The sequence below is a fragment of the Cryobacterium arcticum genome (assembly GCF_003185895.1).
Taxonomy (GTDB): Bacteria; Actinomycetota; Actinomycetes; order Actinomycetales; family Microbacteriaceae; genus Cryobacterium; species Cryobacterium arcticum.
This window is the reverse complement of record NZ_QHLY01000012.1, coordinates 1,040,281-1,051,760: the sequence shown is the minus strand read 5'-3', so window position 1 is coordinate 1,051,760 and position 11,480 is coordinate 1,040,281. Positions and strand designations below refer to the sequence as shown.

At 68.8% G+C, this 11,480-nt stretch carries 13 protein-coding genes; 11 read left to right on the top strand and 2 right to left on the bottom strand.

Annotated elements, in window-relative coordinates:
* Positions 1 to 39: 39 nt before the first annotated feature.
* On the top strand, positions 40 to 588 hold the full coding sequence (locus tag CTB96_RS14605; RefSeq protein ID WP_110127569.1) for an AMIN-like domain-containing (lipo)protein: 549 nt from the start codon (positions 40 to 42) through the stop codon (positions 586 to 588).
* Positions 589 to 615: 27 nt separating this feature from the next.
* Here CTB96_RS14605 and CTB96_RS14600 read toward each other — a convergent pair whose 3' ends face one another.
* Positions 616 to 1,059 carry a nitroreductase/quinone reductase family protein gene (locus tag CTB96_RS14600; protein ID WP_110127568.1) on the bottom strand — a complete coding sequence of 148 codons (444 nt, stop codon included), beginning with the start codon at positions 1,057 to 1,059 and terminating at the stop codon, positions 616 to 618.
* A gap of 93 nt (positions 1,060 to 1,152) precedes the next feature.
* Here CTB96_RS14600 and CTB96_RS14595 point away from each other — a divergent pair, with 93 nt between their 5' ends.
* The 6 genes from CTB96_RS14595 (at position 1,153) to CTB96_RS14570 (ending at position 7,253) form a co-directional block, all read left to right on the top strand.
* Positions 1,153 to 1,677, top strand: a complete 525-nt coding sequence (locus CTB96_RS14595) for a DUF1269 domain-containing protein (protein WP_110127567.1) — start codon at positions 1,153 to 1,155, stop codon at positions 1,675 to 1,677.
* 123 nt (positions 1,678 to 1,800) lie between these two features.
* Positions 1,801 to 2,157, top strand: coding sequence for a YraN family protein (locus CTB96_RS14590; protein ID WP_110128507.1), 357 nt, complete (start codon positions 1,801 to 1,803; stop codon positions 2,155 to 2,157).
* Positions 2,157 to 3,692, top strand: a complete 1,536-nt coding sequence (locus CTB96_RS14585) for a YifB family Mg chelatase-like AAA ATPase (protein ID WP_110127566.1) — start codon at positions 2,157 to 2,159, stop codon at positions 3,690 to 3,692. Before CTB96_RS14590 ends, CTB96_RS14585 begins: the two co-directional genes overlap by 1 nt.
* Positions 3,689 to 5,002: a DNA-processing protein DprA gene (locus CTB96_RS14580; protein ID WP_110127565.1), complete on the top strand. Its 1,314-nt coding sequence runs from the start codon at positions 3,689 to 3,691 to the stop codon at positions 5,000 to 5,002. The genes CTB96_RS14585 and CTB96_RS14580 overlap by 4 nt, the downstream gene beginning before the upstream one ends.
* Positions 5,003 to 5,173: 171 nt before the next feature.
* Positions 5,174 to 6,127 carry a metallophosphoesterase gene (locus CTB96_RS14575; protein WP_110127564.1) on the top strand — a complete coding sequence of 318 codons (954 nt, stop codon included), beginning with the start codon at positions 5,174 to 5,176 and terminating at the stop codon, positions 6,125 to 6,127.
* A gap of 166 nt (positions 6,128 to 6,293) precedes the next feature.
* Positions 6,294 to 7,253 (top strand): tyrosine recombinase XerC, encoded by a 960-nt coding sequence (locus tag CTB96_RS14570; RefSeq protein ID WP_110127563.1) that lies wholly within the window; start codon positions 6,294 to 6,296, stop codon positions 7,251 to 7,253.
* Here the strand turns inward: CTB96_RS14570 and CTB96_RS14565 are convergent.
* On the bottom strand, positions 7,226 to 7,666 hold the full coding sequence (locus tag CTB96_RS14565) for a peptidoglycan DD-metalloendopeptidase family protein (protein WP_248283387.1): 441 nt from the start codon (positions 7,664 to 7,666) through the stop codon (positions 7,226 to 7,228). The genes CTB96_RS14570 and CTB96_RS14565 overlap by 28 nt on opposite strands.
* 579 nt (positions 7,667 to 8,245) lie before the next feature.
* Between CTB96_RS14565 and rpsB the strand changes: the two genes are divergently transcribed.
* The 4 genes from rpsB (at position 8,246) to frr (ending at position 11,473) form a co-directional block, all read left to right on the top strand.
* A complete protein-coding gene (gene rpsB, locus CTB96_RS14560) occupies positions 8,246 to 9,157 on the top strand; it encodes a 30S ribosomal protein S2 (protein WP_110127562.1) in 912 nt (303 codons plus the stop codon).
* Between the two features lie 11 nt (positions 9,158 to 9,168).
* On the top strand, positions 9,169 to 9,996 hold the full coding sequence (tsf, locus tag CTB96_RS14555) for a translation elongation factor Ts (RefSeq protein WP_110127561.1): 828 nt from the start codon (positions 9,169 to 9,171) through the stop codon (positions 9,994 to 9,996).
* A 174-nt stretch (positions 9,997 to 10,170) separates the two neighbouring features.
* A complete protein-coding gene (gene pyrH, locus CTB96_RS14550) occupies positions 10,171 to 10,887 on the top strand; it encodes a UMP kinase (protein ID WP_110127560.1) in 717 nt (238 codons plus the stop codon).
* Positions 10,888 to 10,918: 31 nt separating this feature from the next.
* Positions 10,919 to 11,473, top strand: coding sequence for a ribosome recycling factor (gene frr / locus CTB96_RS14545; RefSeq protein WP_110127559.1), 555 nt, complete (start codon positions 10,919 to 10,921; stop codon positions 11,471 to 11,473).
* Positions 11,474 to 11,480 lie beyond the last annotated feature (7 nt).

The window sequence follows — 11,480 nt, the reverse complement described above, 5'->3', positions numbered from 1 at the left end:
AGCATTCGTCGTAGGTTTCATCTGAAGGAGTGGATCGCAATGAAGCGTTCCGGTGCACTAATCCTCAGCGCCTTGATGGGTGCAATATTTCTCACCTCCGGCGGTACAGCGGCGACGGCCGCCCCCTACTGCGGCATCACCTGGGGGTCTTTGCCCGACAGCCAGAGCATTCTGTCTCCCGAAGCGGCGGTATCCAATGCGCGCGCGGGCGAACACGAGTGCTTCGATCGTTTTGTCGTCGACGTGACTGGCGACATTCGGGGCTTCGACGTCCGGTACGTTCCGGCGGTCGTCCAGGTCGGATCGGGTCAACCCGTGCCGCTCCGTGGCCCCGCCGATCTGCGGGTCATCACGTTTGCGAACCCCTACGACACGCACGGAACTGTCACATACGACCCCGCGGTTGACAGCGAAGCGGTCAACGTCACCGGCTTCGACACTTTTCGCCAGGTCGCATTCGCGGGCGGCTTCGAGGGTCAGAGCACATTCGGGCTCGGCGTTCGGGCTCGGCTGCCATTCCGCACGTTCATCCTGGACGGCCCCGGCGACGGGAGTCGGCTCGTGGTCGACGTCGCGCATAAGTGGTGAGCGGACACCCTCAGCGGCCGACTCGGGTCAGGGGGTGCGTGGTGTGCAGATGACCACGGGGATGTCCCGGCTGGTCTTTCGCTGGTAGGCCGCGTACCCCGGGTTCGCCCGCACGATCGCGGGCCAGAGCGCCGCCTTCTCCGCCTCGGTGGCGGTGCGGGCACGCATCGGCCGGGTGACCCCGTTCTCGGTCAGCTCAACGTCGGGCTGGGCCACCAGGTTCAGGTACCAGAACGGATGCCGGTCGTCGCCGCCCTTGGACGCGATCACCACCACCCGGTCGGGCTCGTGGATCGGCGCCGTGAGCATGGTCGACCGGCGCTGCCCGGACGTGCGGCCGATGGTGTGCAATTCCACCACCGGCATGGGCCCGATCTTCCAGCCGAGACGGCCGCGGGAGAGCGCCAGCACGGCTCGGTGCACCCCGTTCATGGCGCGCATCGACAGGTCGGTCAGCCGGTTGGAGATCATGACCACAGCCTACGACCGTGTCGGTTGACACCCGCCCGGGGGGTGAGTACCGTCCCCAGCGACCATGCTCGCAACCCGATGAACGGAGCTCCCATGTCTGACGATCCAGTTTTCCTCTACCTCGGTGTGTACTCCGATGCCGCAACGGCCGAATCCGACCTCGACGTCGTGCGTGACCTGCACGCCCGCAAGGTGATCGGCACCTACGACGCCGCCGTGGCCATCAAGGAGGCCGACGGTACCGTGCAGGTGCGCCGCAAGACCAGCACCCACACCGGGTGGACCGGTGTCGCGGCCGGCGCCGTCGTCGGCCTGCTCTTCCCACCGTCGATCATCGGCACGGCGATTGTCGGCGGCGCAGCCGGCGGGGTGATCGGCCATTTCTGGCGGGGTCTGGACCGCAAGGACGTCAAAGAGCTCGGCGAGATGCTCGACTCCGGGGAGGCCGCCCTCATCGTGGTGGGCAAGGACAAGCTCGAAGACGAGCTGGCCAAGGCCGGTCTGGTCGCGCAGAAGCACCTGCAGAAGGAGCTCAAGATGGATGCGAAGCAACTCGACAAGGAGCTCGCGCAGGCGTCGAAGGACATGCAGAACCAGGCGCGCACCGACACCTACTGAGTACGTTCTCGAGCGCCACGGACCCGCTCCTCCACAGGGGCGGGTTTGTCGTGGGCCCGCACACCTTGCCCGCACCCCGGTCGCGCGCTCCGGCGGGATTGCACGCTCGTCGTGGAGGTGCTCGTGGCACGCAAGGACGAAGTGGGACGGCGCGGCGAAGACTGCGCCGCGGAGTACCTGGTGCGGTGCGGCTACACGCTGATCGAACGCAACTGGCGGTGCAGCCAGGGCGAGATCGACCTGATCGTGGCCAGGGGCGGCGACGTGGTGTTCGTGGAGGTGAAGACCAGGTCGGGAACCGGCTACGGGCATCCATTTGAAGCGATCACCGTGGCCAAGCTCGCCAGGTTGCGGCGGCTGGCCGGGGCGTGGTGTGAGCAATCCGTGCTCTCCGCCCGGCACATCCGCATCGACGCCATCGCCGTGATCGCCCGGCCGGGTCAGGAGCCGCTGGTCGAGCATCTCGAGGGCATCTTCTGATGGGCCTCGCCCGCACTCACTCCGTGGCCCTGATCGGGCTCGCCGGGTCGATCGTCGAGGTGGAGGCGGACATCTCCAACCAACTGCCGGGCATGCGGGTGATCGGCCTGCCCGATGCCGCCCTCGCCGAGGCCGCCGAGCGGGTGCGGGCGGCGGCCAAGAACTCCGGCACCGCCCTGAACTCGCACAAGCTCACCGTGAACCTCTCGCCGGCGGCGCTCCGCAAGCACGGCTCCGGCTTCGACCTCGCCATCGCGCTGGCCTGCCTCGCCGCCGACAACATTGTCAAGGCCGGTTCGGTGGCGGCGGTCGTGCACATCGGCGAGCTCGCCCTCGACGGCCGGCTCCGACCCACTCCCGGCATGCTGCCGGCCGTGATCGCGGCCGCCAGGTTCGGCTTCGAGACCGTGATGGTTCCGGCCGGCAACGCCGAGGAGGCAGCGCTGGTGCCGGGCATCCGGGTGGTCGGTGTCGCCTCGCTGCGGGATGCCCTGATCTGGCACGGTGCCGTCCTGCAGCCCGTCGACGTCGACGTGCTCCACGCGACGGTGGAGGAAGACCGCGCCGACGAGAGCCTCGACCTGCTCGACGTCGTCGGCAACGACGAGGCGATCCTGGCCCTGCAGGTCGCGGCAGCGGGCGGGCACCACGTGTTCATGCTCGGTCCGCCCGGCGCCGGCAAGACCATGCTCGCCGCGCGGCTGCCGGGTTTGCTGCCCGACCTGGGCACGGCCGCCTCATTGGAAGTCAGTTCCATCCGCTCGCTCAGCGGCCGACCGGTGGGCCGCTCGCTCGTCAGCCGTCCGCCGCTGGAGGCGCCGCACCACACCATCACGGCAGCGGCCATGGTCGGCGGCGGCAGCGGCCAGATCCGGCCGGGTGCCGCGGTGCGGGCCTCGCACGGCGTCCTCTTCCTGGACGAGGCTCCAGAGTTCGGTGCCGCCGTTCTGGATGTGCTGCGCCAACCACTGGAATCGGGACAGATCAGCATTCACCGGGCGAACGCCGTGGCCCATTTTCCGGCCCGGTTCCAACTCGTCTTGGCGGCGAATCCCTGCCCGTGCGGCCAGTATGGCGTGGGCGACCAGGAATGCACCTGCCCGCCGAATGCGCGCCGGCGGTACCTGGCGCGCCTGTCTGGGCCGCTGCTGGACCGCATCGACATCCAGCTCGGCGTGACCCGGGTGACCGCTGCCGAGGTGAGGCTCGCGGCCGCCGAAGGCCGGTTGTCGACCGCGGTTGCCCGTGACCGGGTGCTCGCCGCGCGCGCTGCTGCGGCCGAGCGACTGGCCGGCACACCGTGGACGCTCAACTCCGAGGTGCAGGGCAGTTGGCTGCGTGGCCGGACCACCCGGTTAGCTGCGCCGGTGACAGCGATGCTCGACCGGGCCCTCGAACGCGGCGGCATCACCATGCGCGGGTACGACCGCATCCTGCGGGTGGCGTGGTCGATCGCCGACCTGACCGGCGTCGCCCAGCCGGGACCAGACGAGGTGGGGCAGGCACTGTACCTGCGGAAGGGACTGGCATCATGACCATGTTCGGACTCGACGACACCGTGGTGCGCACGCTCACCGCGGCGGTTCGTGGCGGCGCGAACCCGCCCGGAGACGCGGCGGCAGAGGCGTTGCCGGCGCAGGAGGTGTTCGCCCGCGCTGCCTGGACCAGCATCGCCGAACCCGGCGACGGTGTGGCCGGCGCCGTGGTGGGGATCCTGGGTGCCGCGGCCGCGCTGTCCGCCGTGGTGGAATCCTGGCCGGCCGACCGCCTCGCCGGCGAACTTGCCGCCACCGTCGACGAGAACGGCGCGGGCGATGCCGCCGGACTGCGCCACGAACTCGAACAGGCTTTGGCACGCTGGCGGCCCCGGTTGTCCGCGGCCGACGTCATCAGGTCGCTCGAGCAGGCCCGGCGTACCGGCACGGAACTGCTGCTGCCCGGTGACCCGCTCTGGCCGGCCGGTGTGGGAGACCTCAGCCGGCACGCCCCACTCGCGCTGTGGTGGCGAGGTCAGCGGCAGGCTCTCACTGCACTCCAGCACTCGATTGCCCTGGTGGGAGCACGCGCTGCGACGGGCTACGGCGAACACGTGGCGATGGAAGCCGCCGCCGGCCTGGTCGACCGGGGTCTGGCCATCGTCTCCGGTGCCGCGTACGGAATCGACGGCATGGTGCACAGGTCGGCGCTGGCCAGCGACGGTATGACGGTCGCATTCCTGGCCGGGGGAGTCGACAGGTTCTATCCCAGCGGCCACGATGCGCTGCTCACCCGCATCGTGGAGGCGGGGGCGGTGGTGTCGGAGCTTCCCTGCGGTGCCCCGCCGACTAAATGGAGATTTTTGCAGCGAAACAGGTTGATCGCCGCATCGAGCGGGGCCACGGTGGTGCTCGAGGCGGGCTGGCGCTCGGGTTCGCTGAACACCGCGGGGCACGCGGCCGCCCTGGGCCGGCCGCTGGGCGCGGTGCCAGGGCCGGTGACCTCACCCACCTCTGCGGGCTGCCACCGGCTGCTGCGCGACTACGACGCCATCTGCGTGACGACGGCCGCCGAGATGGCCGAACTCCTCGGCGTCGGGGTGGACCTCGAGCTCGACCTGCCCGGCGCCGACGGGCGGGTGGCCGGCGGAAACGCGCCCGCTGGGAGCATCGGGGGAGCGACAGTGCGAGAGCGCACGAGCGACCAGGTGCGAGTGTTCGACGCGCTGAGCGTGCGGGCGGCGCGCGTGCCGGCCGACATCGCGCGCCGCTCCGGGCTCTCCACGGCGACGGTTCTCGGTGTGCTCGGCACCCTCGACCTCGAGGGGGCGGTGCGGGAACGGGCCACCGGCTGGGTGCGGGTGACCTGAGGGGCGTCGCGGGCTCCTTCGCGGGCCGGGCACTGTCCAGTGTTGCGTCCCCTCTCGCGGCTGTGCGTGCGGGCGTCGGGGTGCTGTCGGCGGGAGGCCCTAGGGTGATTCTGACGGAGCGCCACAGCGAGTGTGTCGACAGAGCCCGTCCGGATCAGCGGGAGGTCGGTCATGACCACGAGGAAACCAGTGCAGATGGGCCAGTACCCGGCTGCGACGCATCTGATCGCGCACCTCAGCGACACCCACTTCCTTGGCACAGCGCCCGACGGCACCGGCCGGCTGCTCTACGACGCCGTCGACACCGACAGCACCGTGCACCGGGCGATGGCCCAGCTCGAAGAGTCCGGGCTCGTGTTCGACGCCCTGGTCTTCACCGGCGACATCGCCGACCGCGGCGAACCGGATGCGTACCGTCGGGTCCGCGACATCGTCGAGGCCGCCGCCGACCGCATGGGTGCGGCCCTGGTGTGGGTGATGGGCAACCACGACGAGCGCGCCGCCTTCCGTACGGAGCTGCTGCGCGAGCACGCCGAGACGGGCCCGATCGACAGAGTGACCGAGGTCAACGGCCTCCGGCTCATCTCCTTGGACACGAGCGTGCCGGGCTACCACCACGGCGACGTGACCGGCGATCAGCTGGCCTGGTTACGCGACGTGCTGAGCACGCCCGCCGAACACGGCTCCATGCTGGCGCTGCACCATCCACCCGTGCCGACCGCACTGCCGCTGATGACCATCCTGGAACTGCGCGAGCAGGAAGCACTGGCCGACGTTCTTACCGGCAGCGATGTGCGCGCGATCCTCGGCGGCCACCTGCACTACGCCACAACCGGCCTGTTCGCCGGGATCCCGGTGTCAGTCGCCGCGGCCACCTGTTACACCATCGATGTCGCGGCGCCCCCGCGCCAGCTCACCGGCGTGGATGGCGGCCAATCGCTCAACCTGGTGCACGTCTATGCCGACCAGGTCGTGCACTCCACGGTGCCGCTCCGCACGGTGCCGCTCCGAGGATTCGACGTGGTCACCCGATTCGACCCGGCCTACCTCGACCAGATCGAGCGGCTCAGCCCCGACGATCGCCTGGACGCCTTCTCGCGGCAACGCCCGCCCGCAGAAGTGTGACCACGATTCCAGCGAGCACGAGCCCGGCGAGCACAATTCCGGTGAGCACGGTCTCGGCGAGCATGTTCCTGGCGAGCACGGGCCGCACGGCGCAAGGCCGCACCGCTCCGGCAGGGAGGCCGCGTCGCTACCCGGGTTCCGCCGCCGCGGGGGAGATGCTGGAGTGATGAACCTCGACCCGGCGATTGACGGCTTCGCGGGATACCTGGCGACCGAACGCGGATTCGCCGACAACACCGTGCGCGCGTACTGCGCCGACCTCTCCGGACTGGCCGGCTTCGCCGAGGACCGCGGGGTGCAGAGCGTCGACGGCCTCACCCTGGAACTTCTGCGGGACTGGCTCTGGGTGGGTACGGAGGCCGGGCTGGCCCGGGCCACCATCGCCCGCCGCTCCGCCTCCGCCCGGGGCTTCACCGCCTGGCTCACCCGGCAGGGCACGCTGCCCAGCGACCCCGCGGTGCGACTGCGCTCACCCAAACCCGGCAGGACCCTACCGAGGGTGATCAACCGCAGCCAGATGCAGGAGCTGCTCGACCGGCTCGAGGCCGCGGCGTCAGCCGGCGAACCCGGCGCGGTTCGCGACCTGGCCATTATCGAACTGCTCTACGCCTCGGCTCTGCGGGTGTCAGAACTCGTCGGTCTCGACACGACCGACGTGGACCTCGACCGGCTCACCGTGCGCGTCACCGGCAAGGGTGACAAGGAACGCGTCGTGCCGTTCGGCGTTCCCGCTCACCGGGCCATCGTGCGGTACCTGCGCACGGCGCGGCCGGTTCTGGCATCCGCACCGGCCGCGTCCGCCGACCACACGGAGTCGCCGCGGATGCTGCCGCCCGCCCGGGCGGACCTCTCCGCACTGTTCCTCGGCAGCCACCGTCAACGGCTGGGCGTGCGGGCCGTGTACCGCACCGTGGCCGCGCTGATCGACTCGCTGCCAGGGACGGGTCCGGCCGGACCACACGCCCTGCGCCACACCGCGGCGACGCACCTTCTGGACGGCGGCGCCGACCTGCGAGCGGTGCAGGAGATGCTCGGACACGCGAGCCTCGGCACCACCCAGATCTACACCCACGTCTCGGCGGAACGCCTGCAGCAGAGCTACCGGCTGGCCCACCCTCGCGCCTGAATCGGAGCCAGGGCCACCCGCTCCGGCGCCAGGGGCAGCAGCACCGCACGTTCCACCCCGCCGAAGAACAGCATGGGCGAGATGTATTGGCCGTGCCGGCGCACCCCGAGATGCACACAGGAGCCTGAGCAGTGCGCACCTGTCGCAACCACGCCCACCACCTGTCCGGCGATCACCCGTTCGCCCTCGACCACCGTCGCGGTGACCGGCTCCATGCTGGAGAGGAGGTCCTCGCCGTGCCGGATTGACAGCACCGGCCGGTCGACCACCACGCCGACGAACGACACCACGCCGGCTGCCGGGGAGCGCACGGGCATGCCCGGCTGGGCCACGAGGTCGACGCCGCGGTGGCCGGCCGCGTAGGCGGTGGCGGGGGCTTCGAACGGCCGCAGCGGGTGACCGATTGTGCCCACCGGCCAGATCCAGGCCGGTTCGGCAGCCAGGGCCGGCCCACGGTGAGCAGCTGCCGGCGGCGAACTCGACGCCGACGTCGCAGAACCCGCGAAAAGCACCGCCGCACCCACCGCGGCCATGACCAGCACCCGGAGCAGCCGCGTCCGCAATGGGCGCGACGCCGAACGGGACGGCCGGAGGCGTCGCAGCACTCCGATCCGGGCTGCCGGATGGGGGAGAGGGCGGGTGCGACTGGGGTCCATGCGCCCATCGTGCGGGGTGCCGGATGGTGCGGCGCGACCCGCTCGCGGACCCGTGCACTCCGGGGCAATGGTGGCGGGTGGGGAGGACGGGCTCGACCGAGGCGGGGGAGCCCGGGCTGGTCAGCGACAGGGGCTTCCCGGGTGCTAGAGTTCTCTGAGCAGCGCTTTGTGCGCTGACTACGCGTGCCCACTCGGCCAACACACCCACTCGGTCCCGACTTCGTAAGAAGACGGGCGGGCTGTGCGCCGGGCACCAGGAGTAGTGGTCATCCGATCACGACACAAACCGATGGGCGTTTTCTGCTGTGCAGATTCGTCAGATAAGGAGTACGGCTCATGGCCGTCGTAACCATTCGCCAGCTGCTCGACAGCGGCGTGCACTTCGGGCACCAGACCCGCCGTTGGAACCCGAAGATGAAGCGATTCATCTTCACCGAGCGTTCCGGCATCTACATCATCGACCTGCAGCAGTCGCTCGGGTTCGTTGACAAGGCCTATGACTTCGTCAAGGAGACCGTCGCCCACGGCGGCACCATCCTCTTCGTCGGCACCAAGAAGCAGGCGCAGGAATCGATCTCGGAGCAGGCGACGCGAGTCGGCCAGCCCTACGTCAACCAGCGCTGGCTCGGTGGCCTCCTCACCAACTTCCAGACCGTCTCCAAGCGTCTGGCCCGCATGAAAGAGCTTGAAGAGCTCGACTTCGAGGACACCGCCAAGAGCGGTTTCACCAAGAAGGAAATGCTCATCAAGAAGCGCGAGCTCGTCAAGCTGCACAAGAGCCTCGGCGGAATCCGCAACCTGACCAAGACGCCGTCCGCGCTCTGGGTTGTCGACACCAACAAGGAGCACCTCGCTATCGACGAGGCGCGCAAGCTCGGCATCCCCGTCATCGCGATCCTCGACACCAACTGCGACCCCGACGACGTTCAGTACCCGATCCCGGGCAACGACGACGCTATCCGCTCCGTGGGCCTCTTGACCCGCATCATCGCCGACGCAGCAGCCGAGGGCCTCATCCAGCGTCACCAGAAGCCGGAAGAGGGCGCCGAAGTCGAGCCCCTCGCCGCCTGGGAAGCCGAGCTGCTCGCAGCTCCGGCCGAGACCACGCCCGAGCAGTCCTCTGCTGACACCGAGAAGGTTGCCGACGAGACCGTCGCCACCGAGCAGGTTGCAGAAGAAGCACCCGCAGCGGCCGAGGCCGCAACCGAAGAGGTTGCAGTCGACGCTCCCGTAGCCGACACCAAGTAAGGACAACAGGTATGGCAAACTTCAACCTCGAATCCGTCAAGATCCTGCGCGAGCGCCTCGGCACTGGCATGGTCGACACCAAGAACGCGCTCGTCGAAGCCGATGGCGACATCGAGCGCGCGGTCGAGATCCTGCGTCTCAAGGGTGCAAAGGGCAACGCCAAGCGCGCTGACCGCTCCACCTCCGAGGGCCTCGTCGCTGCCAAGATCGTCGGCAACACCGCCTACCTGCTGGAGCTCGCCTGCGAGACCGACTTCGTCGCCAAGGGTGACAAGTTCGGCGCTCTCTCCGAGAAGGTTCTGGACGCGGTCTCCGCTGCCGGCGCCACCACCGTCGCCGAGGCGCTTGCCGCTCCGGCCGACGGCCAGACCGTGGGTGAGCTCATCAGCGGCGAAGCCGCGATCATCGGTGAGAAGTTCGAACTTCGCCGCGTCGCAGCCGTCACCGGTGACAACTTCGAGATCTACCTGCACAAGACCAGCAAGGACCTGCCCCCGCAGGTCGGCGTTGTCCTGGGCTACACGGGTGACGACGCAGCGACCGCTCGCAGCATCGCCCAGCACATCTCGTTCGCGAACCCGGAATACCTGGCTCGCGAAGACGTGCCCGCTGAGACCGTTGAGGCCGAGCGTCGCATCGTCACCGAGATCTCCGAGAACGAGGGCAAGCCGGCCGCCGCGCTGCCCAAGATCGTCGAAGGCCGCATCCAGGCGTACTTCAAGCAGGTCGCCCTGCTCGAGCAGGACTACGCCAAGGACAACAAGCTGTCCGTGACGAAGGTTCTCGCTGACGCTGGCCTGACCGTGACCGGCTTCGCCCGGTTCAAGGTCGGCGCGTAACACCCAGCAGTTCGCACTCACGCAGTAAACAGACAGGAGGAGATCGGGTCGCCCAGGCAATCCGGTCTCCTTCTTCTGTGTCAGCTTCAGTACGACGGGAGTCGTGGCACCTGTCCAGGGCACGCACCCGGTAGTTTTAGATTCTCAGGTAACAACGGAAGGACGCTCACGGGCATGTCAGATACGGGAACGAAGCGCAGGGTCCTCCTCAAATTGTCGGGTGAAGCTTTCGGGGCAGGCAGCCTGGGCGTCAACCCCGACGTGATCAGCAGCCTCGCCCGCGAGATCGCCGAGGCCGCGCAGAGCGTCGAGATCGCCATCGTCGTCGGTGGCGGAAACTTCTTCCGCGGCGCAGAACTCTCCCAGCGCGGCATGGACCGCGGACGGGCCGACTACATGGGCATGCTGGGCACCGTCATGAACGCCCTCGCCCTGCAGGACTTCCTCGAGCAGGCCGGCGCGGAGACTCGCGTGCAGTCCGCCATTGCGATGACCCAGGTCGCAGAGCCCTACATCCCGCGCCGCGCAGAGCGCCACCTCGAAAAGGGTCGCGTCGTCATCTTTGGCGCCGGCGCCGGCCTGCCCTACTTCTCCACCGACACCGTGGCCGCCCAGCGTGCCCTGGAAATCGGCGCGGAGGTCGTGCTGGTCGCCAAGAACGGTGTCGACGGGGTCTACTCTGACGACCCGCGCACCAACCCCGACGCACACAAGATCCACAGCATCACCTACCAGGATGCGCTCCAGCGCGGACTCAAGGTGGTCGACTCGACCGCCTTCAGCCTGTGCATGGACAACAGCATGCCCATGCGGGTGTTCGGGATGGCTCCGCACGGCAACGTGACCGCCGCCATCCTCGGCGCCGAACTGGGAACCCTCGTCTCCAACTAGGATTATTGAAGCCACCGAAGAAGGAGTCACCGTGATTGCGGATGTCCTGTCCGATACCACCCAGCGCATGACCCGCGCGCTTGAGGCCGCCAAAGAAGACTTCGCCACCGTGCGAACGGGTCGGGCGAACCCGCAGATGTTCCAGAAGATCCTGGTCGATTACTACGGCACGCCCACCCCGCTGGGCCAGCTCGCGTCGCTGCAGAATCAGGAAGCCCGCACGCTCCTGATCACGCCTTACGACAAGAGCGCCCTGCGCGACATCGAGAACGCCATCCGGGACACCCCGAACCTCGGCGCCAACCTCGGCAACGACGGCGTCGTCATCCGAGCCTCGCTGCCCGAGCTGACGAACGACCGCCGCAAGGAATACGTCAAGATCGTCAAGACTAAGGGCGAAGACGCGAAGATCTCGGTGCGCAACCTGCGCCGCAAGGCCAAGGACGAACTCGACGCGCTGAAGAGCGAGGTCGGCGACGACGACGTGGCCCGGGCCGAGAAGGAACTCGAATCGATCACCAAGACCCACATCGACGCGATCGACGACGCCTTGAAGCGCAAGGAAGCCGAACTCCTCGCCATCTAGGGGATCA